This window comes from Chroococcidiopsis thermalis PCC 7203, from assembly GCF_000317125.1.
Taxonomy (GTDB): Bacteria; Cyanobacteriota; Cyanobacteriia; order Cyanobacteriales; family Chroococcidiopsidaceae; genus Chroococcidiopsis; species Chroococcidiopsis thermalis.
Genome location: NC_019695.1, coordinates 1,861,160 through 1,884,252, shown reverse-complemented (window position 1 = coordinate 1,884,252; position 23,093 = coordinate 1,861,160). Strand labels below are relative to the sequence as shown.

At 46.3% G+C, this 23,093-nt stretch carries 26 protein-coding genes, 1 tRNA gene and 1 pseudogene; 15 read left to right on the top strand and 13 right to left on the bottom strand.

Features of this window, described 5'->3' with window-relative positions:
- Positions 1-43 precede the first annotated feature (43 nt).
- From CHRO_RS08335 to CHRO_RS08300, 8 genes are all read left to right on the top strand, one after another.
- Positions 44-1,024 carry an energy-coupling factor transporter transmembrane component T family protein gene (locus CHRO_RS08335; RefSeq protein WP_015153761.1) on the top strand — a complete coding sequence of 327 codons (981 nt, stop codon included), beginning with the start codon at positions 44-46 and terminating at the stop codon, positions 1,022-1,024.
- Position 1,025: 1 nt separating this feature from the next.
- Positions 1,026-2,714, top strand: coding sequence for an anthranilate synthase component I (locus CHRO_RS08330; protein ID WP_015153760.1), 1,689 nt, complete (start codon positions 1,026-1,028; stop codon positions 2,712-2,714).
- A 73-nt stretch (positions 2,715-2,787) separates the two neighbouring features.
- Positions 2,788-3,177, top strand: coding sequence for a holo-ACP synthase (acpS, locus tag CHRO_RS08325; RefSeq protein WP_015153759.1), 390 nt, complete (start codon positions 2,788-2,790; stop codon positions 3,175-3,177).
- A gap of 181 nt (positions 3,178-3,358) precedes the next feature.
- Entirely contained in the window at positions 3,359-3,628 is a 270-nt protein-coding gene (gene pipX, locus CHRO_RS08320) for a transcriptional coactivator PipX (protein WP_015153758.1), read from the top strand.
- The gene (locus CHRO_RS08315) at positions 3,625-4,320 is read left to right on the top strand and encodes a YggS family pyridoxal phosphate-dependent enzyme (RefSeq protein ID WP_015153757.1); all 696 of its coding nucleotides are present in this window, start codon (positions 3,625-3,627) and stop codon (positions 4,318-4,320) included. Before pipX ends, CHRO_RS08315 begins: the two co-directional genes overlap by 4 nt.
- 368 nt (positions 4,321-4,688) lie before the next feature.
- Positions 4,689-5,252 carry a cell division protein SepF gene (locus CHRO_RS08310; RefSeq protein ID WP_015153756.1) on the top strand — a complete coding sequence of 188 codons (564 nt, stop codon included), beginning with the start codon at positions 4,689-4,691 and terminating at the stop codon, positions 5,250-5,252.
- A gap of 98 nt (positions 5,253-5,350) precedes the next feature.
- On the top strand, positions 5,351-6,232 hold the full coding sequence (gene proC, locus CHRO_RS08305) for a pyrroline-5-carboxylate reductase (protein WP_015153755.1): 882 nt from the start codon (positions 5,351-5,353) through the stop codon (positions 6,230-6,232).
- A gap of 145 nt (positions 6,233-6,377) precedes the next feature.
- Entirely contained in the window at positions 6,378-9,047 is a 2,670-nt protein-coding gene (locus CHRO_RS08300; protein ID WP_015153754.1) for a DEAD/DEAH box helicase, read from the top strand.
- A 40-nt stretch (positions 9,048-9,087) separates the two neighbouring features.
- On the opposite strand, the gene CHRO_RS30350 is transcribed toward CHRO_RS08300, so the two are convergent.
- The 9 genes and pseudogenes from CHRO_RS30350 to CHRO_RS08270 all read right to left on the bottom strand — a co-directional run bounded on the left by CHRO_RS30350 (position 9,088) and on the right by CHRO_RS08270 (position 12,989).
- On the bottom strand, positions 9,088-9,261 hold the full coding sequence (locus CHRO_RS30350) for an IS1096 element passenger TnpR family protein (protein ID WP_084739144.1): 174 nt from the start codon (positions 9,259-9,261) through the stop codon (positions 9,088-9,090).
- On the bottom strand, positions 9,222-9,374 hold the full coding sequence (locus tag CHRO_RS31860; RefSeq protein ID WP_181245412.1) for a hypothetical protein: 153 nt from the start codon (positions 9,372-9,374) through the stop codon (positions 9,222-9,224). The genes CHRO_RS30350 and CHRO_RS31860 overlap by 40 nt, the downstream gene beginning before the upstream one ends.
- A gap of 322 nt (positions 9,375-9,696) precedes the next feature.
- Positions 9,697-10,074 carry a salt stress protein, Slr1339 family gene (locus CHRO_RS34740; protein WP_015153753.1) on the bottom strand — a complete coding sequence of 126 codons (378 nt, stop codon included), beginning with the start codon at positions 10,072-10,074 and terminating at the stop codon, positions 9,697-9,699.
- 23 nt (positions 10,075-10,097) lie between these two features.
- Positions 10,098-10,437, bottom strand: a pseudogene (locus CHRO_RS30345) (vWA domain-containing protein); the annotation flags it as partial.
- Between the two features lie 50 nt (positions 10,438-10,487).
- The gene (locus tag CHRO_RS08290; protein ID WP_015153752.1) at positions 10,488-11,090 is read right to left on the bottom strand and encodes a vWA domain-containing protein; all 603 of its coding nucleotides are present in this window, start codon (positions 11,088-11,090) and stop codon (positions 10,488-10,490) included.
- 109 nt (positions 11,091-11,199) lie between these two features.
- Positions 11,200-11,271, bottom strand: a tRNA-Asn gene (locus tag CHRO_RS08285).
- Between the two features lie 87 nt (positions 11,272-11,358).
- Positions 11,359-11,910 carry an NYN domain-containing protein gene (locus CHRO_RS08280; protein WP_015153751.1) on the bottom strand — a complete coding sequence of 184 codons (552 nt, stop codon included), beginning with the start codon at positions 11,908-11,910 and terminating at the stop codon, positions 11,359-11,361.
- Between the two features lie 125 nt (positions 11,911-12,035).
- Positions 12,036-12,704 carry an energy-coupling factor ABC transporter ATP-binding protein gene (locus CHRO_RS08275; RefSeq protein WP_015153750.1) on the bottom strand — a complete coding sequence of 223 codons (669 nt, stop codon included), beginning with the start codon at positions 12,702-12,704 and terminating at the stop codon, positions 12,036-12,038.
- 15 nt (positions 12,705-12,719) lie between these two features.
- Complete coding sequence (locus CHRO_RS08270; protein ID WP_015153749.1) at positions 12,720-12,989, bottom strand: UPF0367 protein family; 270 nt, start codon at positions 12,987-12,989, stop codon at positions 12,720-12,722.
- A gap of 139 nt (positions 12,990-13,128) precedes the next feature.
- On the opposite strand from CHRO_RS08270, the gene CHRO_RS08265 reads away from it, so the two are divergent.
- From CHRO_RS08265 to psbD, 3 genes are all read left to right on the top strand, one after another.
- Positions 13,129-14,262: an AI-2E family transporter gene (locus CHRO_RS08265; RefSeq protein WP_015153748.1), complete on the top strand. Its 1,134-nt coding sequence runs from the start codon at positions 13,129-13,131 to the stop codon at positions 14,260-14,262.
- Between the two features lie 77 nt (positions 14,263-14,339).
- A complete protein-coding gene (locus tag CHRO_RS08260) occupies positions 14,340-15,518 on the top strand; it encodes an AI-2E family transporter (RefSeq protein ID WP_015153747.1) in 1,179 nt (392 codons plus the stop codon).
- Between the two features lie 305 nt (positions 15,519-15,823).
- Positions 15,824-16,882 (top strand): photosystem II D2 protein (photosystem q(a) protein), encoded by a 1,059-nt coding sequence (psbD, locus tag CHRO_RS08255; protein WP_015153746.1) that lies wholly within the window; start codon positions 15,824-15,826, stop codon positions 16,880-16,882.
- 149 nt (positions 16,883-17,031) lie between these two features.
- Here psbD and CHRO_RS08250 read toward each other — a convergent pair whose 3' ends face one another.
- Complete coding sequence (locus tag CHRO_RS08250) at positions 17,032-17,295, bottom strand: hypothetical protein (RefSeq protein ID WP_015153745.1); 264 nt, start codon at positions 17,293-17,295, stop codon at positions 17,032-17,034.
- Positions 17,296-17,307: 12 nt separating this feature from the next.
- Positions 17,308-17,511 carry a hypothetical protein gene (locus CHRO_RS31855; RefSeq protein WP_127023645.1) on the bottom strand — a complete coding sequence of 68 codons (204 nt, stop codon included), beginning with the start codon at positions 17,509-17,511 and terminating at the stop codon, positions 17,308-17,310.
- A 572-nt stretch (positions 17,512-18,083) separates the two neighbouring features.
- Here CHRO_RS31855 and CHRO_RS08245 point away from each other — a divergent pair.
- Both CHRO_RS08245 and CHRO_RS08240 read left to right on the top strand, forming a co-directional pair.
- Positions 18,084-18,752 (top strand): HEAT repeat domain-containing protein, encoded by a 669-nt coding sequence (locus tag CHRO_RS08245; protein ID WP_015153744.1) that lies wholly within the window; start codon positions 18,084-18,086, stop codon positions 18,750-18,752.
- Positions 18,753-18,877: 125 nt separating this feature from the next.
- Positions 18,878-19,438 carry a phycobiliprotein lyase gene (locus tag CHRO_RS08240; RefSeq protein ID WP_015153743.1) on the top strand — a complete coding sequence of 187 codons (561 nt, stop codon included), beginning with the start codon at positions 18,878-18,880 and terminating at the stop codon, positions 19,436-19,438.
- A gap of 110 nt (positions 19,439-19,548) precedes the next feature.
- On the opposite strand, the gene CHRO_RS29500 is transcribed toward CHRO_RS08240, so the two are convergent.
- Positions 19,549-20,286: a hypothetical protein gene (locus CHRO_RS29500; RefSeq protein ID WP_015153742.1), complete on the bottom strand. Its 738-nt coding sequence runs from the start codon at positions 20,284-20,286 to the stop codon at positions 19,549-19,551.
- Between the two features lie 366 nt (positions 20,287-20,652).
- A complete protein-coding gene (locus CHRO_RS08230; RefSeq protein WP_015153741.1) occupies positions 20,653-21,021 on the bottom strand; it encodes an EamA family transporter in 369 nt (122 codons plus the stop codon).
- Positions 21,022-21,131: 110 nt separating this feature from the next.
- Here CHRO_RS08230 and CHRO_RS34735 point away from each other — a divergent pair, with 110 nt between their 5' ends.
- Together CHRO_RS34735 and obgE are read left to right on the top strand one after the other, a co-directional pair.
- Positions 21,132-21,800 carry a Mo-dependent nitrogenase C-terminal domain-containing protein gene (locus CHRO_RS34735; protein WP_015153740.1) on the top strand — a complete coding sequence of 223 codons (669 nt, stop codon included), beginning with the start codon at positions 21,132-21,134 and terminating at the stop codon, positions 21,798-21,800.
- A 56-nt stretch (positions 21,801-21,856) separates the two neighbouring features.
- The gene (gene obgE / locus CHRO_RS08220) at positions 21,857-22,861 is read left to right on the top strand and encodes a GTPase ObgE (protein ID WP_015153739.1); all 1,005 of its coding nucleotides are present in this window, start codon (positions 21,857-21,859) and stop codon (positions 22,859-22,861) included.
- The last annotated feature ends 232 nt before the right edge of the window (positions 22,862-23,093 follow it).

Below are 23,093 nucleotides of genomic sequence, written 5' to 3'. Positions count from 1 at the left end.
TCAGCCCTCTTCTCCCCTACTCCCTACCTGCTCCCTGGTTGAAATGGACTTACTGCGATCGCTACCCATAGGGTTATATCTAGAACAACCGATTGCTTGGCTGCATCGACTCGATCCGAGGGTGAAATTGGCTTGGTTGCTCAGCTTTTTAGCAGCGCCAATTATGGCAAACTCTCTCTACCGAGTAAGTTTAGTCATCTTACTCATTTTGATTACTTTAACAGCAGGGATTCCCTGGCGAGTTTGGCGACAACAAATGGGTTGGCTGCTCACGTTGTCATTTTTCGTCTTAATTTTGGGCGCGGTAAGTCCTGACGGTTTAGGCGTAGATCCTCAACCCCGCTTGCCAACTGCCGAACAGGGTGAGATGTTGGTTTTAGGCAATGAGTTTGACGCGGGAGCAGGGAGTCGGGAGCAGAGGGGACAAGGGGAACCAGGGGAACAACGTCAACCGTCAACTGTCAATCGTCAATCAACTACCAACTACCAATACGTTTTATTTCAATATTGGATAATTACGGTAACGCGCCGCTCGGTCGAGCTGGCATTACGCTTGAGTACGAGCCTGTTTACTTTGATTTACAGCACGAATTTATATTTACTCACAACCGCACCAGAAGAAATTACCGCAGGTTTGGAAAGCTTGATGCTACCTTTGCGACGGTTTAAATTGCCCGTAACTGAAATTGCGCTGACTTTAACGCTGTCATTGCGATTTATTCCCCTGGTGATGGAAGAAGTGCAAAATCTGATTCGTTCCGTGCGAACCCGGGCAATAAATTGGAAAAAGCTAGGCATCAAGGGAGCATTGCGGGTGTGGATGGTAGTGGCAGAACGATTGTTAGAAAACTTACTTCTGAGAGCCGAGCAAATGGCTAAAGCGATGACAGTGAGAGGATTTACCACTCCGAATACTCATCGCGTCCAATGGCATCAGCTGCGTTTTACTACTAGAGACTGGATTGCCTTGGTGTGTTTGGTTGCATTTTGGGGAATACGTCTAACTTGGGGTAATGAGGTTTGAAATGAAACCCATGCAGCCTTGGTATTGGCGATCGCTTCCTTTAGAACAACGTAGCGGTTCTGAAGTATTTGCAGCCCTATTTCGCCCTGATGATAATCCAGACGCGATCGCAACTCTACTAGAGAGTCCTGCTCCAATATCTCAAGACCGTTCTCAACTGGCGCGTTACTCTATCTGTGCTGGCACACCCCGCATTATCGACGGACAGCCGCAACTGTGGACACCACCCGTCGGGGAGATTTTGCCATTCTTGCAGCAGCTATTGGAATGTAAGGGAGCAATTCAAAATTCAAAAGTCGAAAGTCAAAAGTCAAAATTCCCCGACTCCCCTGTACGAGCGGGTATGAAGCAAAAATCTATTGATGGAAGCCGTGAATCTTTTCCTAAACCCGCCCCTACGACTCCCGACTCCCTCCCTTTCACTGGAGGGTGGTTGGGTTGGTTGGGGTACGATCTGGCTTGGGAGATTGAAAAGTTACCCTATGTAAAATCAGATCCCTTACCATTTCCTACAGCTTATTGGTACGAACCTGAATGTTTTGCCGTTCTCGACCACTCAGAACAAATATTGTGGCTAGCTGTCTCCGCACCACAGCAGCTAAACGAGCTACAAGAACGACTTGAAAATTTAAAAGTTAAAAGTCAAAATTCAAAACCAACAACCAACAACCAACAACCAATTACCAATTATCAATTACCAATTACCCATTCACTACTCACTACCCAAGAAGAATACGAAACGGCTGTCTGCCGAGCAAAAAAGTACATTCAAGCTGGAGACATTTTTCAGGCAAATCTTTCTTTGCGATTTGAAACCAGCACGATCGCCAGTAGTTGGCAAATTTATCAAGCACTGCAACAAATTAATCCGTCTCCCTTTGCTAGTTATTGGCAGACTCCTTGGGGAGCAGTCATTAGCTGTTCGCCAGAAAGATTAGTACAATTACGCGATCGTCAAGTCCAAACCAGACCAATTGCAGGTACGCGATCGCGGGGAGTCACTCCTGCACAAGACTGCGATTTAGCTCAGGAGTTGTTAAGCAATACAAAGGAAATTGCCGAACATATCATGCTTGTAGATTTGGAACGTAACGATCTAGGGCGCGTTTGCGAATGGGGTTCTGTCGTCGTCGATGAATTATTAGCGATCGAGCGATACAGTCACGTCATGCATCTTGTGAGTAATATTACTGGCACGCTTAAACCAGAATACAATGCGATCGATTTAATTCGCGCCGCGTTTCCTGGGGGGACAATTACTGGCTGTCCCAAAGTCCGTTGCATGGAAATTATTGAAGAATTGGAGCCAGTCCGCCGCAGCTTGTTTTACGGTTCCTGCGGTTACTTAGACTGGCGCGGTAATTTAGACTTAAATATTTTGATTCGGACGCTGCTGTATGGTAGGGAGCAGAGTAAGAGAGCTGAGGGAGCTGAGGGAGCTGAGGGGGCTGAGGGAGAGAAAAGAGCTGAGGGAGAAAAAAATCTTCGAGTGTCCTCCGACGCTTCCCACACTTCCCACACCCTACACCCCACACCCCACACCCCACACCCTATTCACAACTCCCGCAATCAAGTTTGGGGACAAGTTGGAGCGGGGATCGTTGCTGACAGCGACCCCGAGCGAGAATGGTATGAGTCCTTGCACAAAGCTCAAGCCCAAATCATCGCCTTAAAAAGGACAGAAGAATGAAGTCGTAAGTCGCGCATTCGCAAGTAATTCCCCCTGCTCCCTACTCCCTTTCTTCACTGACAACTGACAACTGATGCTACGGTTAGGAACGGATATTATTTATATTCCTCGAATTGAGAAGGTAATAGGGCAATTTGGCGATCGCTTTTTGCAGCGCGTCTACACGCCAAATGAGCTATTGGATTGTCGTTACGAGCAAAATGCTCCTAGTCGTAATGTGATGAATAAACTAGCTGGTAGATGGGCGGCGAAAGAAGCTGTAGTCAAAGCTTTGGGGACTGGCTGGCTGGGCGTAGGCTACACTGACGTTGAGATTTGCCGTCAACCGAGCGGCGTTCCTACCGTGCAACTACACGCACGAGCGTTAGCAATGGTAGATTCTTGGGGACAGTTGCAGTGGCAGTTGAGTTTGAGCCATGACGGAGATTACGCGATCGCTACGGCAATCCTCGTCTGTTCTTAGGAGCGATCCTCAAGGCGATCGCTGTCAGCAACTTTATAGTTCTACATAAAGACAGAAGAATTTAGAAATTATCTCAATAAACTTAAAACAAATTGTGAATAATGAAATACAAATTACAAATTTAGACAATCGATATACCTCACTGCCATAAAATACATGTTTTAAGCTGCGATCGCTGTTGATGAATACAGAAAATTATTTGAATCATCCTACATTTGGGTTGTTATTCCGCATCTGCCTTTTGGAAGAACATCAAGAACTTTTCACCACCCTCTACGCCCAGCGCTTGTTTTTTTTAGTGACGATTGAAGCTTCAGGGATGAAATTCGAGCCAGTGAGTCGTTCTGAAGCTCGCTTACTATTGGAGACTCGACTGCGGTTCTTACGTCGTAACGGTCAATACCAGGAGTACGATCGATTACAGAAGACTTTGCAAGCCACCTTCCAATGACTAATCAGATTGCCGAACGTATTGCGCTTATCCGTCAACAACTACCAGCTACCGTCCGGCTAATCGCCGTCACCAAGCAGGTATCCGTAGAGGCGATGCGGGTAGCATATCAAGCCGGAATTCGGGATTTTGGCGAAAGTCGCATTCAAGAAGCCGCTAGCAAACAGCAACAGTTACAAGATTTACCAGATATCACTTGGCACTTGATTGGTAGTTTGCAAAGCAATAAAGCCAAAAGAGCTATAGAACTTTTTCAATGGATTCATTCTCTCGATAGCTTAAAGTTGGCTCAACGTCTAGACCGACTGGCACAAGAGTTATGTTGCCGTCCTCAAGTGTGTTTGCAGGTCAAAATTCTCAGCGATCCGAATAAGTCCGGTTGGACTATTCCCGACTTGTTAGCCAGCTTACCAGAACTAAATCGCTGCCACAACCTGCAAATCGAAGGCTTGATGGCAATTCCACCCTTAGATTTGAATGATGCCGAAATTCTCAATTTCTTCGAGCAAACTCGCGATTTGGCTGACAAAATCCGGCAGCAACACTGGTCTAATCTTCAAATGCACCAGCTATCAATGGGAATGTCTGACGATTACCAATTAGCCGTCCAAGCTGGAGCAACGATGGTACGTTTAGGACGGATAATTTTTGGCGATCGCGTTTATCAGGGAGCAGTGACCAGTGACCAGTGACCAGTGACCAGTGACCAGAGATCGGTTGACTTCTCAGATAATTCTTAGTCCTCAGTTTCTAATTTATTATTTCGCATGTCAAATAACTTTTGGAAGAAAAACCAAAGTGAATATTAAAAATTTCCGAAAAATAGACTTGACAACTGTATACTGTGAAGTCAAAATTCAAGCTGAGAAATAGCCGAAACTTGTAAATTTGACTACAAAAAAGGCGATTTATCAAATTTCAAGAATTGCTAAGATTCGCAGTGAAACCTCAAAAAGGCGGATAACATGAACGCCAACTTCCTAAATCATTGCTTATTTGGTAGTTGCTCGAAACGGTTTTTCCCAGTAGATTTGTAGCGTGTAACGCAAGGGAGAGTGAAGTGAGTACGTTTTCTAAGCTGAAGCATTGGCTCGTTGGTACTAACGAAGAGTACGAATACGAAGACGAATTCGATGATATTGAAGAATCAGGGGATGAGGCATACTCACCCGAACCTACCCCTGTACCAGAAAAAGAAACGCGCCAGCAGCGTCGTTGGAATCAAGTTAACGCAGGTGGTAAAGGGAATGTAATTGATATGCATGGAGCATTGAACGGTAATTACGAAGTAGTTCTGATGGAGCCGCGTTCCTTTGAGGAAATGCCACAAGCCATTCAAGCTCTGCGCGATCGCAAGATGGTGGTGTTAAATTTAACAATGATGGAACCAGACCAAGCACAGCGCGCTGTGGATTTTGTGGCTGGCGGAACTTACGCGATGGACGGACACCAAGAGCGAGTGGGTGAAAGCATCTTCCTGTTTACACCGCTATGCGTTCAAGTCACAACTCCAGGAACTCTAGGTCACGACCTCCCACAAGCCGTACCTACACGTCCCCAGCGCATGAGCGCACCCGCACCCGCATGGACGGCTGAATCGACTAGAATAGCTCAATCTGGTTAAAATACGGTTCTTCAGCTCCTAGACGGTCAATACGTCATCAGTCATGAGTCATTGGTTACAAACATCAATAAATACAAATGACAAACGACAAATGACACATGACAAAACAGACTGATAGCTATGAGCCGATCGCTATGGAAAAATCGTCAATTAAGTTAGGTATTATTGGTGGCGGGGTAATGGGAGAAGCCATTTTATCCCGCCTTATTAGTGGGCGAATTTATCAACCTTTAGAAGTCATAGCCAGCGATCCGCAGCCGTCACGTCGCAATTTTTTGCAGCAACAATATGGCATTCAAGTAACAACAGAAAATGCCAAAGTCTTATCGGCAGATACAGTTGTATTGGCAGTAAAACCGCAGGTATTTGCAGCAATTAGCCAAGACTTGGCAGATGTATCCAGTAGGGGCGCACAGCTGGGCGCCCCTACTACAACACAATTGCCGTTGATAATTTCCATCATGGCAGGCGTAACCTTACAGCAGCTAGAGAAGGCTTTTCCTCATTTACCAGTTATTCGGGCAATGCCCAATACCCCTGCTACAGTTGGCGCAGGTATGACGGCGACCGCTCTAGGAGATCGCGCCAGCGACGTTCACAAACAAATTGCCCTACAACTCTTTTCAGCAGTAGGAGAAGTCGTAGAAGTTTCAGAGTCGCTAATGGATGCCGTTACGGGACTTTCTGGTTCGGGTCCGGCTTATGTAGCCATCTTAGTAGAAGCATTAGCCGATGGTGGCGTAGCCGCAGGCTTACCCCGAAATATTGCTAACCAACTCGCCCAGCAAACCGTCAAAGGCACGTTGCAGCTGTTACAAGAAACAAGCATTCACCCAGCCGAATTAAAAGACCGCGTCACCAGCCCCGGCGGAACGACAATTGCTGGAGTATCAGCCTTAGAAAAAGCAGGCTTTCGTTCTGCCCTAATTGAAGCCGTAGTTGCCGCAACAAGGCGCTCGCGAGAACTAGGGAATCAGTAGAGAGTGGTGCGTGGTACGTGGTGCATGACTAATTTCTCCCTTGTCCCCCTTGTCCCCCCGATCTCCCTCAGCTCTCTTTTCCCCTGCTCCCTAAATTTCCAAGATTGGTTACTCTATTAATAAAGGGTGTTGCATAAATTATTGAGTGAAAATTCCCCAACTGCAAGCTGACCTAAATCTAGAGAGTATCTTTCCGTTTGAGCTGGATGAGTTTCAACGACAGGCGATCGCGGCACTGAATGCCAATCGCTCCGTAGTTGTATGTGCGCCTACGGGTTCTGGCAAAACTTTAATTGGGGAATACGCGATCTATCGCGCCCTCTCTAGAAGCAAGAGAGTTTTTTACACTACGCCGCTCAAAGCGCTATCGAATCAAAAATTACGCGACTTTCGCGATCGCTTTGGGGCAGATTTGGTCGGATTGTTAACAGGCGATGTTTCGATCAACCGTGATGCACCAATCTTGGTGATGACTACGGAAATTTTTCGTAATATGCTCTACGGTACTCCCATTGGTGAAGTGGGAACATCCCTTGAAGGTGTAGAAGCGGTGGTTTTGGATGAATGCCATTACATGAACGATCGCCAGCGGGGGACAGTATGGGAAGAATCTATCATTTATTGTCCGCCAGATATTCAACTGGTGGCACTTTCAGCCACGATCGCCAATAGCGACCAACTGACAGATTGGATTTGTCGCGTTCATGGACCCACAGAGCTAATCTATTCTGAATTTCGTCCCGTTCCGCTCGAATTTTATTTTGGCAATCCTAAAGGAATATTTCCTTTACTCGATCCCAAGACTGGAAAAATCAATCCGCGACTGCGACCGAAAAAGGGTAGTAGCGACAGAAAGCAAGGACCCAGACCGGAAACTCCTAAGTTAATTGACACCGTGGGGCATCTCTACTCTAGAGATATGCTACCAGCCATTTACTTTATTTTCAGCCGTCGCGGTTGCGATAAAGCCGTCGAGGAACTAGCAGGCGTAACGCTAGTTAATTTAGAAGAAGCGGCTCAACTCAAAATCCAAATTGATGAATTTTTGCGCCGCAACCCAGATGCAGGACGTGTCGGACAAGTAGAACCTCTCTATCGCGGTATTGCCGCTCACCACGCGGGTATATTACCAGCCTGGAAGGGGTTAGTAGAAGAATTGTTTCAGCAGGGTTTAATTAAAGTTGTCTTCGCGACTGAAACCCTAGCGGCAGGAATTAATATGCCAGCGCGGACGACAGTAATTTCTACCTTATCCAAACGTACAGATCGCGGACACCGCCTGCTCAATCCTTCCGAATTCTTGCAAATGGCAGGACGCGCCGGACGGCGAGGTATGGATAAGCTCGGTCACGTCGTCACTTTGCAAACGCCATTTGAAGGCGCGAAAGAAGCTGTATATCTAGCCACTGCTAAACCAGACCCGCTAATGAGTCAGTTTGCTCCCAGCTACGGCATGGTGTTAAATCTACTGCAAATTCATAATTTAGCAGAAGCGAAAGAGCTGATCGAGCGTAGTTTTGGGCAGTATCTCGCCACATTGTATTTGAAACCCCAATACGATGCGATCGCCGAGATGGAAGATCGACTTGCCGACTTGCAAACTCAAATGCAGTCGGTCGATGAGGATCGGTTAAATCATTATGAGAAATTGCGACAACGGCTCAAAGTCGAACGCCAACTCTTGAAGGTACTGGAAGAACAGGCATTAGAGGCACGAATAGAGCAATTGAGCCTGACGATTAATTTTGCCATGTCGGGTACGTTATTGAGTTTGCGCGGCAAGCATGTCCAAACATCAACGCCCATCCCAGCGGTGTTGGTAGCGAAAATTCCTGGTTCGGGACAAGCACCTTATTTTATTTGTTTGGGTCGAGATAATCGCTGGTACGTAGCAGCTAGTAGCGATATAGCAGATTTATTTGCCGAATTTGCTCGATTAGATATTCCCGAACATCTGATGCCTCCTGTAGAAATGCCCCTCAAACCAGGGCAAGCGCGTAAAGGGAATGAAGAAACAGCAACAATTGCGGCACAAATTCCCGACCTACCTCCGTGGCACGCTGCACCGGAGGTTCTAGAACAACAACACCGAGTTATTGCCGTACAAGAGCAACTAACAGCCCATCCTTTGCATCATCTAGGCAATCCCGCCAGTATTCTCAAACGCAAGACTAGAATTGCTCAACTGCAAACGGAAATCGAGGAAAGACAGGCAGAGTTAGAACGTTACGCGCACCGTCACTGGGAAGAATTTCTGCACTTAATGGAAATTTTGCAGCGATTTGGGGCTTTGGACGATCTTACGCCAACCAACTTAGGCAAAGTTGCTGCTGCTGTCAGAGGAGATAACGAACTGTGGTTGGGTTTAGCCCTTGCCAGTGGCGAATTAGACAATCTCGCTCCCCATCACCTTGCTGCGGCGATCGCGGCGCTAGTCACGGAAACACCCCGCCCCGATAGTTGGGTACGCTATCTCTTATCAGAAGAAGTCGATATTGCCTTGGCGAGTATCCGTCCGATTCGGCGACAGTTATTTCAATTACAGCGGCGCTATAACGTCACAATTCCAATTTGGTTGGAATACGATTTAGTAGCTTTAATCGAGCAGTGGTCGCTAGGCGTAGAATGGACGGACTTATGTGCTAATACGAGTTTAGATGAAGGTGATGTCGTCAGATTGCTGCGCCGAACGTTAGATTTACTCTCTCAAATTCCTCACGTTCCATTTTTGTCAGAATCTTTACGTCGCAATGCTTATCGGGCAATTCAACTGATGGATCGTTTCCCAGTTAACGAAGTACTCGAAGAAGAATAAAAGTCAAAAGTTAAAAGTCAAAATTGTTGACTTAGCCGTTTCACCGAATCCGCTTTAACTGTTGATTTACTTGGTCTAGGTAAAAGGCTTCTGGTGGATCTTGAATTGCCTCTAAAAATTCTGCATAACCCCAAACTCCACCGCAGTCCTCTGGCGGACAGGCACGTTTACCTGTTAAACACAGCGGATAGTGCGTCTGCGGTTCAGCTGGCATGGCTGAGGCAGAGAATTCAACAATATATCTAGCAACAAGGCATAGTTTTCTGCTTCTAACAATTCTCTATGATCCCATGCTTGGGGAAGGGCGATCGCAATTGATTTTGTCACGCAAAGACGCAGAGGCGCAAAGGGAATAAGATAGTGGCGGATGAGCTTTTGCTATTTCTGGCGATCGCGTTTTGTTTCAAGGATATGCTCGTGTATCGATACCAATTCTATTTATCCTTGCACTAAATCGGTCGCTCATAGCCCCCTTGTTAAGGGGGGTTGGGGGGATCTTCCGTGGCGCAGTCAGATCGGAATGGTACGAGTTGACGTATCAACAATTCAAATGTAATGATGATGCGATCGCGTCGAGGTATAATAAATTCGCTTTACGCCTCTGCGTCTTTGCGCGACATTTTAAATAAAGCTTTTCCAAATAAAAATTTTATCCTGGATTCTCCAGCAAATAATCAATCGCTGCTGCTAATTTTGATTCGTATTTTTCAGCAAATCGTTCAAACCACAATCCTTCAGGAGAAAACGGATCTAATTCTTTCAGCCACTTTTGAGCTGTTTGTTTCAACGCTTCTCGCTTTTGCTGCTGAATTTGCTGCTGTTTCAGTTGTTCGGCTTTTAATTGTGCTTGTCTAATTTCTTCTTGTTCTCTATCCTGGCGATCGTAGTCAGATTTTACCTGTTCTAATAAGCGATCGATCGCACCATTCGATTGAGCTGCTGCTGGTGGTTGAGGATTGGGTTTTGCAGGTTGCGGCTGCTCATTTTCTGTCTTGAGTTGAGATAAGAGGCGATCGATCTCATCCATAGGTGTTCTTTAATCTTTAATGGCATTGTCTCACTATTAGGTTTAGTTTGTTTGGCAGCTTTGCGATCGAAGTAATCATCTGTAGCGTGTTTCAAAACTGCTGCTAAATCCATACTACCCGATGGATCGTTTTCCTGAAATATTTGCGTAACTTTACTCACCGTCACGTTCTCGTAGCATTTGAATTTTCCCGAAAACAAGTAAATAGTAATGCCGTCAGGATCGAATTGTTCGCATTTACTCGCTAAAGCAAAAGTAGATTCCTGTGCTGCTATCCAACGGCTTTTACCACCTTTTCGATCTGGCGTAGCCATGCTTGCCACTTTTATCAATAATTAACGTGTAATCCCGATTTTCCAGCATGACTACAATGGTTTCCTTTAGATTGAGCGAGTTGCGATCGCCATTCTAGCTCAATCACCAATCGCGTTTAATAGCACTTCAGCTAGACTCATATCTTCTAAATCGTCCAACGTCACCGTGTCGCAAATATCAAATTTAGCACCAACTCCCTGCAATTGATCGTCTAAAGCTTGGAGAAATTTGGTGGCTTGCGGATCGGAACCAACTTGGATCATTGAAATAGCCAGTTCTTCATCCCGTTCCATTTGACGGGTAGCATTGATGATAACTTCAAACACCGCACGGCGATCGTCTGGTTCTCCATCGGTGACAACGACAATCGTTTCTCCCTCTGGTTTTGTCTGTCCTTTGGCTTTGCGTTGAAAGTAGTTATTGGTTGCATCTTGCAGCACAGATGCTAAATTCGTCGTCCCCACCGGATCGTTTTCCAAAAAAATTTGAGAGACTTTCGCCGAAGTTACATCATCGTAACGCTTAAATTTACCGGAAAAAACATACACGGTAATACCATCAGGATCGAACTGTTCGCACTTTCGCGCCACTGCTAAAGTAGACTCTTGAGCAACTTCCCATCTACTTTTACCCCCTTGTTGGTCGGGAGTGGACATACTGCCGCTTTTGTCAATAATTAAAGTGTAGTCGCGGTCTTTCATGCTAGACTCTCCTATGCTCAGCTGCGTCTAGTCTAGCCGCCGATCGCTTTTCCGTCAGCTGTTTTAATTCGATGAAACAGCTGAGACTTTTCGAGAATAGTTTGATTAACTCCCCAGGTAAGATTCGAACTTACGACCAATCGGTTAACAGCCGACCGCTCTACCACTGAGCTACTGAGGATTGCGAATATTTATAATAACCCTTATAAACAGGTTTTGCAAGTCCCTGACTAATTTTTTTGAGACTTTATTTTCTGTCGCACCAAATTTACAAGCCAAAACGCATTTTAGCTAGCTTTTGCCGCGCTTTCGGGTCGATCGCCGAAGCCAGAAATCTCCCTGATGATTGTTTGGCTTGTTTGTGTTTGCGGCGCGATCGCATCGTAGCCGCCTCCACTTCCTGTCTCAGTTGCAATGCTGAGAGCCATTCCGCACCGTAACCCATTACAGTTAGTTGCTGAGCGCGATCGGAGGTAGCAACAATCAAACGGGAACAGAGCGAGCGGTTTAAATACTGCCTGTAGTATGCCGCGCAGATTCTTTCTATATATGTGTCTGCCGTTTCGCCGAAATTGGTGTAGTATACAGATAGATTTTCTGTTTTGACTTCTTGAGTCCCAATAGTCTGCTGATACTGAGCGTCAAAAACAATTTGAGTACTTAATCCCTTAAAAGCACTGTAACTAATTAAAGCTTCTGCCAACTGCCACCGCGCTGCCTCTAGTCCGTCGCGATCGCGGGCTATTTTCAGGTGTTGCCAAGCGCCAATGATGTTGTAGCCGTCTACTAGCAAAACAGGTTGAGTCGAAGGGGGTGACATGGTTCGCTGTGAATGTTACTAAATATAAAATTTATTATTCACAATTTTAATCTTTGTTTGCGTATCACGCATGACACTCAGGGGGAAATAGCAAGGGCTTGGCACTGCCAAGCCCTTGCTGTGTCCTATGCTGCGACTTCCATCAGTTTTTGTCGCAACCGTTTTGGTTCTCCCCGATCGATCAGACAGCCGCGTTCGAGTAAAAAAGCACCGTCGCAATAGTTCAACTCGTCGAGACGATGCGTCACCCAAAGGGCTGTCATTCCCCGACTTTTCACCAAATTTTGCACCTGCGCCACCAGATCGAGTTGACTATCGGGATCGAGGAGGGCTGTAGGTTCGTCAAGCAACAGAACTTCGCAACGACGGGCGATCGCCCCAGCAATAGCAACGCGCTGCTTTTGTCCTCCACTCAGGGCATAAATCGGACGACGCTGTAGTTCTAATAAATTTACCGCAGCCAGCGCTTCTGTGACTCGCTGACGGACTTGGGAGATGGAGAGTTTTTCTTCCACCAACCCAAAAGCCACGTCAGCCCCCACAGTGGGCATTACGAGTTGGTGATCGGGATTTTGGAAGACAAAGCCAACTGGATGCACGATGCCAATTTGACCGGACTGAGGTGTTAACAAGTCTGCTAACAACCGCAGTAAAGTAGACTTACCGCTACCGTTGACTCCCAACAACATCCAAAACTCTCCCTTTGGTACTTCTAAAGAGAGAGATTGAAAAACTTGTTCTCCGCTAGACCAACTAAAGCACAAATCCCGAACTTGAATGGCAGATTCAGCCATTGACACCCCAGCTAGTTATTTAGATTCGGTAAAGGCAAAAAAGCCAGGGGTTTTGCCAGCAGCCGTGCTGTCTTTTTGCGAGATCTGCACCCCAGAAATTTCGCTGGTACGGACGGCGACTTTCTTTTCTGGCTGGCGATCGCACGTCAATTCGATAATTTCTGGATTTCCACTGCGCATTGCTGCCAGAACTTGATTGTATGCTGCTTCTGCATCCGCAGTTTCCTTCCGTTGTACTGACACCGGAAAGGCTGTATTTTTGATTGTCAAGTCGATCGTGAACATCTTACCTTCAACATCGTGACTAAGCTGCTCTCATCTTAACCTTTGCAACTGAACTACCTGATGGAATCGCAAGAAAGAGGTGAGCATTGCATCTTTTGAGCGAAAATCGATCGCAGGCTGATGCTAGGTGTGAAAGGGTATGAATGGTTCCAAAAATAAATTGTGGCAATGGTTGGCGATCGCTCTGCCATTCCCCTTACTTGTATTTAATGGATGGCTGGCACTCCTAGTTTTTCAGTATTTTCAACCTCTGATCGCCATATTCGGCTTAGCAGCGGTATTAGCTTTCATTCTGAATTACCCCGTGCAGTGGCTTCAACAGCGCCAAGTACAACGCCAATATGCAGTATTCTTAGTCTTTCTCATAGCCTTAGTCACATCGATAGCTTTAGGTATTACCTTAATTCCGCTACTTGTAGAAGAGTTAAGCGAAGGTGCGAGACTACTACCGCAATGGATTGACGCTGGAACGGCAAAGCTAAAAATGATAGACACCTGGGTAGAAACGCAGCAGTTACCTTTCGATCTGACTCATTTAACCACACAAGTGAGCGATCGCCTCCCAGATGAATTACAGTTTCTAGGCGAAGAACTAGTAATGCTAATTATTGGCACGATTGATAGCGTTTCCGAGGCAATTTTAACCGTCGTGCTAACGTTTTACCTCTTATTGGACGGCGAACGGCTTTGGCGTGGTGTTTTTGGACGTTTACCATCTCGCTGGAGTATTCCACTACAGCGATCGCTTCAGCAAAACTTTCAAAATTATCTGATCGGTCAGGTGGCACTAGCTGCACTAGTCGGTACAGCCATGACTTTAGCATTTGTGGCTTTAGGAGTCCCTTTCGGATTGCTATTCGGCTTAGGAATCGGCGCAATGACTTTAATTCCCTTTGGAGACGTTTTAAGTTTCAGCCTCGTTGGACTGTTAGTCGCCGTACATGACTTCTGGCTGGGAGCCAAAACATTAGCGGTAGCTGTAGTAGTTGACCAAATTATCGATCAAGCGATCGCTCCTCGGTTATTGGGTAGTTTTACAGGCTTAAGCCCGATTGGAGTGCTAATAGCTTTGGCAGTAGGGACTAAAATTGGGGGATTACTGGGTTTAATCACAGCCGTTCCGATCGCGAGTTGTTTGAAAAATCTTTTCGATCTTTTCCTCCCCGTGTCAGAAGATGCTTTAAATCCCGCAGAGACATTACATTTTAAAGGGAGCAGGGGAAAGAGAGCTGAGGGAGCTGGGGGAGTTGAGGGAGCTGAGGGAGAAAATTGACTCACCACGCACACCCCACACCCTATCTACTACTAGCCACTAGCCACTAGCCACTAGCCACTCACCACTCACTAACGATGAACCGCGCCTTTTTACCGATTCAACAATTTCTGATCACTTGGCTGCTAATCTTGGTTTCAGTGTCGGTGACGCTTCGAGCCTTGGGTTATGTGGGCGAATTATTAAGTATTGTCATTAGCGCCGCTCTAATTGCCTTTTTGCTTAACTATGCCGTAGCTGGATTGCAAACTTTTTTACCCCGCACGTTAGCAGCTGGACTCGTCTACTTGGGAGCGGGATTTGTCTTTGCGATTGTCGCGTTGACTGTAGTACCGCTTGTATTTAACCAAGCGCGGCAGTTGGTGAATAACTTACCAACCATTGTCGATTCGGCTCAGGAACAATTAAATACTTTTCAAGCCTGGAGCGCTCAATATAACTTACCCTTTGATGTCCAGTTGCTTGTATCGCTGTTATTGGATCGGCTGCAAACCCAGGCTGAAGCGATCGCAGTTAAAAGTCTAGGCTTGGCGATCGGTACGTTTAATTGGTTTTTGGACGCAATTCTAATTTTAGTCCTCTCCTTCTACATGCTGATTGACGGGGAACGGGTGTGGAATAGTTTGACGAGTATCCTCTCGCCTCAAATTCGCTCTGGCTTAACTGCTGCCTTGCAACGCAATCTCCAGCGCTTTGTCTCAGGACAGCTTTTGCTAGGGTTATTTATGGCTGTCACGCTCACCATCGCTTTTTCAACACTGCGAGTGCCGTTTTTCCTCTTATTCGCCGTTTTTATTGGCTTAACAGAAGTTATTCCTTTTATTGGTGCGACTTTAGGTATTGGTACGGTCGCGATCGTGGTTGCTTTTATCGACTGGTGGCTTGCGCTTCAGGTTTTGGCGATCGCAGTTGCCCTGCAACAAATCAAAGATAATTTAGTTGCACCTCGGATTATGGGCAATCTGACGGGTTTATCGCCCGTGGCTATTTTCATCTCTCTATTACTGGGGGCGCAATTAGGCGGATTTTTAGGTGTGATTCTCGCCATTCCCCTAACTGGAGTCGCAAAAAGTTTGGCAGAAATTGTTCTCGATCCAACTCTACCACCCCAAACGGGGTCTTTCTTCCACAATCCTTTTGCTGATGATGTCGATGCAGATGCTGAGGTGGATGGTATGACTTCAACCAAACGTTTCTCAGAAATGGAAGATCTAAGTGTGACAGATGCGGCAACTGAAGCAAGGAAAAACTTATAAGTTGAAGAAAATTAATAAAATTATCCAATCATGTTTTCCAAATGATACGCCCTTAGACGGGTTTAAATAGGCGTTCCATCTTGCTAGAGACAGAAAAAAACCGGCAATCTCGCGATCGAATTCATTCAATTGGGTTGTTGCAATTTACCAGTCAGTTGTACAAATAATAATTAGAGTGAGTTAAGATTCGTAAAGTGAGTTTACAACTCGGTCTACTTTCTGCCTAACGTGAAAGTAAACGCTTTTAAAGTTGGGCGTAAAGCTCGCGAAAAAGTAATCATAAGAAGATTTGGAGATTTGTCCTCATGACAATCGCAGTAGGACGCGCACCGAGTCAAAGAGGATGGTTTGACGTTCTCGACGACTGGCTCAAGCGCGATAGATTTGTATTCGTCGGCTGGTCGGGGCTATTATTATTCCCCTGCGCCTACCTAGCACTAGGTGGATGGCTGACCGGAACCACATTCGTCACCTCGTGGTACACCCACGGGATTGCTAGCAGTTACCTAGAAGGAGCCAACTTCTTAACCGTAGCCGTATCGACCCCAGCCAACAGCATGGGACACTCATTGCTGTTCTTGTGGGGACCAGAAGCGAACTGGGACTTCACGCGCTGGTGTCAACTCGGCGGCTTGTGGGCATTTGTCGCCTTACACGGAGCATTTGCGCTGATTGGATTCTGCCTGCGGCAGCTAGAAATTGCTCGCTTGGTCGGCATCAGACCATACAACGCATTAGCATTCACTGGACCAATTGCGGTGTTTGTCAGCGTCTTCTTGCTCTACCCCTTAGGACAGTCCGGCTGGTTTTTTGCACCTTCATTTGGAGTCGCGGCAATTTTCCGCTTCTTGCTGTTCTTCCAAGGGTTCCATAACTGGACGCTCAACCCGTTCCACATGATGGGAGTAGCGGGAGTACTAGGTGGAGCGCTGTTGTGCGCGATTCACGGGGCGACGGTGGAAAACACCCTGTTTGAAGACGGCGATAGCTCCAACACCTTCCCCGCTTTCAACCCGACTCAATCGGAAGAGACCTATTCGATGGTGACGGCAAACCGTTTCTGGTCGCAGATTTTCGGGATTGCCTTTTCCAACAAGCGCTGGTTGCACTTTTTCATGTTGTTCGTGCCTGTAACTGGACTGTGGATGAGTGCAGTGGGAGTCGTCGGCTTGGCGGTGAACCTGCGGGCATACGACTTCGTCTCTCAAGAGCTGCGGGCAGCAGAAGACCCCGAGTTCGAGACTTTCTACACCAAGAACATTCTGCTTAACGAGGGCATCCGTGCTTGGATGGCTCCTCAAGACCAACCCCACGAAAACTTCGAGTTCCCTGAGGAAGTACTACCTCGCGGTAACGCACTCTAATCTTGTCAAGAGAAGTTTTTACGAACCTCTCGACTTGATGCTCAGCAATCTATGGGTTGCGATAGGATGTTGACTTTCTTCCTTTTATAAACTACAGCCTCCACAACTTAGTGGAGGCTTTTTTGTGCTTTGCATTTTGATGAGATCGACTACGCTTTGAATCTTTTATCTCGATGCTTCTGATTCTTGTCTGCTACAACTTCGACTCCCTCTACTAAGCTTCCTAGCAGAAAGCAAAACATTGCTGGAGGAAGACAAACTTTGAGATTAAAAAATGCTGGTACAGCCAAGCTGAAGGCAATAAAAAATAGAAGGGTAGAAAGTTTAGGCTTGGGTTTTGCTGCCAGCATAATCAATAAGTCGTGCTTCGATTCTGCTGAAAGCATTCCCCTACGGATAATGAAAAGTATCATAAATTGCTCTGCTTAATCAAATCTTGTTTTGGCGATCGCTAAATTATGAAGAAGGTGAATAGTTGACGGTAAACGCTGCGCTACACTCCATGAAGACAGTTGACGATAACTGACAACTGGACGGGCGGGTTTTGACCAAAGATTATGGCTAAAGCCCGTGAATCTGCTGGCGCGCACCCGCACGGACAGTTTGCTCAACGGGGGATACCCCCGCACACAACTGTCCTCCCCTACGACAACTGACAACTGATAACTGGATTTCACGCAAAACGCAAATCGTGTGTTATCGTAAGTAAAGCAAACGACGGCAGGGCTAAACGCTCTGACCTCTTGAGACTAAGACCGCTTAGGCAACAAGGAGGTGATGCCCATGATAGAAAGTAGTAAATGCATGGGTCATCAGGTTGAAGCTAGCCGGCTGCGCGCCGGAGCCGTTCTCTAAAGTTAGCCTTAGTCTTTTTGAGACTGAGATAACTCAAAGACCCAGGCTGGTTTGGAGTTCCTTCCGGCAGTCAGGTTTCAATCTGAAGACCCAACTAGACCGCTCTTACTTCGATCGCAAGATCCCTAGTAAGAGCGGATAGCTTTTTATAGGGGAATTTGACTGGTTTTGGTAATTGATTTTTTTATGTCGCGCAAAGACGCAGAGGCGCAAAGACAAACCAAGGTCGAGCCAACTACCTATTACCAATTACCATTTCAATTACTTCTATTGGAAGAATTTATTTATAGGCTCAAAGAATGATAATTCTAGACTAGAGAAGATTGTAAAAGGTGGTTCTAAATTCATGGCTCATCCTAGCACAGAGGAAATTTCTGCTCAGCTAGACAGCCCCAATAGTCGCGATCGCATGGTGGCTTTAGCCCAGCTGCGTCACGTCCCAGCTGTTGAAGCCGTACCTTTGATTAAAAAAGTCCTCGATGATGAGATTTTGCAAATTCGCTCGATGGCTGTATTTGCTCTAGGTATAAAGCATACAGACGAATGCTATCCAATTTTAGTGCGCTTGCTAGAAACCGACGCAGACTACGGCATTCGCGCTGATGCCGCTGGCGCGTTAGGGTATTTGGGCGACCCGCGTGGAGTTGAACCATTAATTCGGGCTTTCTATGAAGATACAGAATGGCTAGTCCGCTTTAGTGCAGCAGTATCGCTGGGCAACCTCAAAGATCATCGCGCTCGGCAAGTCTTGCTACAAGCCTTAGATAGTGATGAAATAGTCATACAACAGGCAGCGATCGCGGCAATTGGCGAAATTAGAGACTTAGAAGCGATCGAGCCAATTCTTCGCTTTGCTCAAGCGGAAGATTGGCTGGTAAGACAGCGTCTAGCAGAAGCATTAGGCAACCTTCCCAGTCCTAAAAGTGTTTCCGCCCTTAAATACATGGAAAAAGACAATCATTTTCAAGTCGCTGAAGCCGCCAGAATTTCACTGCAACGCTTGGGCGAAAACTAGGGAATTCGGAATTCGGAATTCGGAATTCCGAATTCCGAATCAACTTACCCCAAACCCCATACCCTATTCTTGTTAGTCTAAATTAAGAGAAATTTTAAGAACTGTTGCTTTAGGATTGTAGCTGCATGAATATTCAAGAGTTTTTTGAGCTGAGTGCTGGTAAATGGTTTTCCCATCGCACCAGTCACCACCTTGCCTTTAAACAAGCTGAGGATGGCAAATCGGATATTGTAATTGAAACGCTGGCGTTGGATTGCCCAGAGGTCATGAAACTTTGCGAACAATATGGAATCGAACCTGGCTTGGCAACGTGCGGGGCGCGAGTCAGCTGGAATGGAACGATGGAATGGGATGAAGAAAAACACACTGGCTCTACCGTGCTGGTTTCTGTCCCTGATGCCGACAATCCCAACCAAGGTAAGCTGTTACGGGAAATGGGTTATGCTGAAAAAGCCCCTGTTGCCGGACGTTACATGATGGGCGGCGATAAAGCACTGACTCTAATTACTGAGTACGAAACCATGTTTTCCGAAGAGAGACTGTGGTTTGCTAGCCCTAATTTACGGATGCGAGTTAGCGTCTTAAAGCGGTTTGGTGGCTTCAGCATGGCTTCCTTTACCTCTGAAATTCGCATGGGCGGAGTGCAGCCATCTGCACAAGCAGTAGAAGCTTTTAATGCAAGCTAATTTTTGAGGGAACGGGAAAGAGAGCTGAGGGAGACAAAGAAGAGGGGAGAGAAGTCTCCAAGTCAGAACTTAGGAGCCATATTTCTTTCTCTGCTCCCTGCTCCCTGCTATTAGTGATACTGAGAAATTGCTTTGAGTTTAGTACAAAAATCAGAAGCTTTTGTAGTTCCTGGGTTAAATTGACGAATTGGTGGCTGGTGGAAACTACCGCTCGATTTAGGTGAAGCACTACTTGGTAAAGGATGATGGCGCTTTAGATCGGATTCATGACGATCGCGCTGACTCTCTCGATCTGATGCCTGACGTTTTTCAGCAGTTGCAGGAGTAGCATTAGGAGCAATCTCTACGACTGCAACCGCAGCCGATCGTTTATGACTGGCGTTAGCTCTAATTTTATGAAGGTGACGAGCAACATCATTCAGTTGCCTGGGTTGAGTAGAAGTGGTATCCGTTCTCGCTTCACTGGTTCGGCGATCGCCACGATTCAGTGGTGTAACAGGTGCGATCGCGATTGGACGATAATGAACTTCGGGTAATAGCGGGTAGCTTGGCTGGGCGCTCAAGCGCGGTTGAATGTTGCCGCAGACAAGTCGCTCAAACTCGCAATTGAAATGAGGTTGAATCTGACCTCGCCGCTGCCAGATACTTAAGATTTGCTCGACGGAGACTGCCTTGTAACGACCTTGGTAAAGAGCTTCGATTGCTGCCAAGCGCACCCAGTTCGCCGGATAAAACCTCAGCCAGCGTTCGACTAATTCGCGAGCATTATGACCACCCAGGTCGAAAATATAGTGTAGTAATAATGCGACTGCGCTATCAGCAGTTGAATTCCAAGCTTGTGTCAACATTAGCTAGCCTACACTTCTACAATAAAACATGCGATCGAATTTAGCCTAATTTTATTTATACGCACAATCCCCCCGTAAGGATATTAAGTTGCTCTTGCCTAACTGCACAACGAAATTTATATTGTTTTAATTTGGCAGCAGAGATCGGTGATTCAGTTGTCAGCGTACAGACGTTACATGTAACGTCTGTACGAAGTTATCAGTTGTCAGGATTGTAGGGACGAGTATTTTGCAGCTCTCCGTGCGATCGCCAAGAATTGTGTGGTTACAACCTTTCCGTACAGCAGAGCAATGCGCGATCGCAGACATGAAACGAAAGACAAGAGGTTAATAATTCTGAATTCTCAATTCCGAATCCCTCAGTCTCTACTTTCGCCATACCAATAGTATGACTCCAGCAACGATAAATCCTAAAGCAATGATTTGATTTAAAGGAATTGACTCTCGAAAGACAAAATAACCCAATATGACTGAGAAAACATAGGACAGGGAAGCAGCGGGACCAGCAACACTTAGGTTTACTCTCGTCAATACCAGAATGTAGAAGAATGCTCCCATGCCATAGCAAGCCAATCCTACTAGCAGTTCTGGAGTGCTGAGGATTCCGAGTAAATGGCTAACCATATTAGTGGCATTAACTTTTCCTAACTTTAATGCGCCTGTTTTGAGTAACCATTGCCCAGCTACACTCGCTAGGATCGAAATTAAGAACAATCCGAATTCTGATAAAGTCACGCAACAATCCTTGTGGCAATTAATTCGGTTTACTAGTTTACGCTAGCGAGGCTCTCGCTAACGCTAATATTGTTTCGGCATGTTTTGGCAAATTTGTAGGTAGAAACTTTATGACAAATCTGGCAATTTCTCCAAATACGCAAGAGCAAATTGAAGCTTGGCTGCGCGGTTTACTGGCAGTAGCCTGGGCAGATGGTGATTTTGAGGCACACGAACGAGAACTCATTCCGACTCTGGCACTAGGAGAATTAAAACCCACAGACAAACTAAGTGCCATGACACCAATTACAGTAGAGGAACTTGCTGCGGCGCTGGGACAAAACCAGAACATGGCAGAAAACTTTTTACGCACAGCTGTCATGGTGGCGATCGCCGATGGTACTTACTCTACCCCCGAAGACGATCTGTTACATCAGTTCTGCCACGCCCTCGGTCTACAAGATAACGTACTTGTCTCCCTGCGTCATACTCTATGCGATCGCGGCGATCGCCCGCAAGATGAGTTAGGTTCTCATCCTCATATAGATGTACTCCACCCCGTGCGCGACTGGCTCGATGGGTTAGAAATCCACGATCCCAAAGTTGCCCATTTTTTATGTAAAATGATACCTCCCCAATGTCCTTTTGAACGAGATATCAAACTCTTCGGTCATAAAGTCGTCCACATTCCCCCTTTATGCAAGCTCAACCCACTATACGAACAACTAGTAGGCTTGCGCTTCCGTGCCTTGTCCTACTTGGCAGATGACTGTGGCGAAGATGTTTCAGAATATATTTAAGAGTCATTAGTCATAGATGCGACAAATGACAAATGACCAATGACAAATAACCAATCATGCAATTTATCGATCGCGCGGAAATTGAAGTGCTAGCTGGTAAAGGTGGCGATGGAATCGTCGCCTTCCGCCGAGAAAAGTACGTACCTGCTGGCGGACCTGCTGGCGGAAATGGTGGTAAAGGCGGTTCTGTGTTCTTAGTAGCAATGGAAAATCTGCAAACTTTGCTAGATTTTCAGTACGCCCGCAGTTTTAAAGCCAAAAATGGCGAACGTGGTGGACCGAATAACTGCACGGGAGGCGCAGGCGAAGACCTATATCTTGAGGTTCCCTGCGGTACGGTTGTCTACGATCGGGAAACTGGAGAAATTATCGGCGATCTCGTCCTTTCAGGTCAAGTTTTGTGTGTGGCTGAAGGTGGTAAGGGAGGACTGGGTAATAAATATTTCTTAAGTAACCGCAACCGCGCTCCAGAGTATGCCCTACCAGGATTGCCTGGAGAACACAAACTATTGCGCTTAGAGTTAAAACTGTTGGCAGAAGTTGGCATTATTGGACTACCTAATGCCGGAAAATCAACTCTCATTTCTGCTTTATCTGCTGCTAAACCGAAAATCGCCGACTATCCTTTCACCACCCTAGTACCGAATTTAGGAGTCGTCCGCAAGCCAACGGGTGACGGAACTGTATTTGCTGATATTCCTGGGTTAATTGAGGGAGCGCATGAAGGAGCTGGGTTAGGACACGAATTTTTACGTCACATCGAACGCACTCGGTTATTACTCCATTTAGTTGACGTTAGTAGCGAACAGCCTTTGTCTGACTACCAAATTATCCAGCAAGAATTAATTGCCTACGATCGCGGACTAGCAGAACGTCCTCAAATCTTAGCTCTCAATAAAGTCGATGCAGTAGATGAAGCCACGGTAAAGGCGATCGTTCAACAGTTAGAAGATCGGACTGGAATGCAAGTCTTAACAATCTCAGCTGTCACCCGTCAAGGATTGGACGCACTGATGCAACAAGTCTGGTCTATGCTCGACGAACTCAATACTGCTAAATAGTGTCATGGGTCATTGGTCATTTGTTGTTGGTTGTTGGTTGTTGGGAAGTGGCGCTTTGGCGCTGCGGAACTAGATTCTTGTCTAGCCACTAGCCACCAGCCACTAGTCACTGATAACAGATAGACGTTTACATCCAAAATAGATTAAACTTGTAATGAGTTCATATAAGTAACTAAGAACTCGACAGTTAATTGTTAAGTCTCGTACAGTTTTATGCAGGTTGTAATTTTAC

Coding starts and splice junctions, on each gene's coding strand:
- CHRO_RS08335 (WP_015153761.1), top strand. CDS start 44: ATGGACTTACTGCGATCGCTACCCATAGGGTTATATCTAGAACAACCG.
- CHRO_RS08330 (WP_015153760.1), top strand. CDS start 1,026: ATGAAACCCATGCAGCCTTGGTATTGGCGATCGCTTCCTTTAGAACAA.
- acpS (WP_015153759.1), top strand. CDS start 2,788: ATGCTACGGTTAGGAACGGATATTATTTATATTCCTCGAATTGAGAAG.
- pipX (WP_015153758.1), top strand. CDS start 3,359: ATGAATACAGAAAATTATTTGAATCATCCTACATTTGGGTTGTTATTC.
- CHRO_RS08315 (WP_015153757.1), top strand. CDS start 3,625: ATGACTAATCAGATTGCCGAACGTATTGCGCTTATCCGTCAACAACTA.
- proC (WP_015153755.1), top strand. CDS start 5,351: ATGACAAAACAGACTGATAGCTATGAGCCGATCGCTATGGAAAAATCG.
- CHRO_RS30350 (WP_084739144.1), bottom strand. CDS start 9,261: ATGCCAGCTGAACCGCAGACGCACTATCCGCTGTGTTTAACAGGTAAA.
- CHRO_RS34740 (WP_015153753.1), bottom strand. CDS start 10,074: ATGGATGAGATCGATCGCCTCTTATCTCAACTCAAGACAGAAAATGAG.
- CHRO_RS08290 (WP_015153752.1), bottom strand. CDS start 11,090: ATGAAAGACCGCGACTACACTTTAATTATTGACAAAAGCGGCAGTATG.
- CHRO_RS08280 (WP_015153751.1), bottom strand. CDS start 11,910: ATGTCACCCCCTTCGACTCAACCTGTTTTGCTAGTAGACGGCTACAAC.
- CHRO_RS08275 (WP_015153750.1), bottom strand. CDS start 12,704: ATGGCTGAATCTGCCATTCAAGTTCGGGATTTGTGCTTTAGTTGGTCT.
- CHRO_RS08270 (WP_015153749.1), bottom strand. CDS start 12,989: ATGTTCACGATCGACTTGACAATCAAAAATACAGCCTTTCCGGTGTCA.
- CHRO_RS08265 (WP_015153748.1), top strand. CDS start 13,129: ATGAATGGTTCCAAAAATAAATTGTGGCAATGGTTGGCGATCGCTCTG.
- CHRO_RS08260 (WP_015153747.1), top strand. CDS start 14,340: ATGAACCGCGCCTTTTTACCGATTCAACAATTTCTGATCACTTGGCTG.
- psbD (WP_015153746.1), top strand. CDS start 15,824: ATGACAATCGCAGTAGGACGCGCACCGAGTCAAAGAGGATGGTTTGAC.
- CHRO_RS08250 (WP_015153745.1), bottom strand. CDS start 17,295: ATGATACTTTTCATTATCCGTAGGGGAATGCTTTCAGCAGAATCGAAG.
- CHRO_RS08245 (WP_015153744.1), top strand. CDS start 18,084: ATGGCTCATCCTAGCACAGAGGAAATTTCTGCTCAGCTAGACAGCCCC.
- CHRO_RS08240 (WP_015153743.1), top strand. CDS start 18,878: ATGAATATTCAAGAGTTTTTTGAGCTGAGTGCTGGTAAATGGTTTTCC.
- CHRO_RS29500 (WP_015153742.1), bottom strand. CDS start 20,286: ATGTTGACACAAGCTTGGAATTCAACTGCTGATAGCGCAGTCGCATTA.
- CHRO_RS34735 (WP_015153740.1), top strand. CDS start 21,132: ATGACAAATCTGGCAATTTCTCCAAATACGCAAGAGCAAATTGAAGCT.
- obgE (WP_015153739.1), top strand. CDS start 21,857: ATGCAATTTATCGATCGCGCGGAAATTGAAGTGCTAGCTGGTAAAGGT.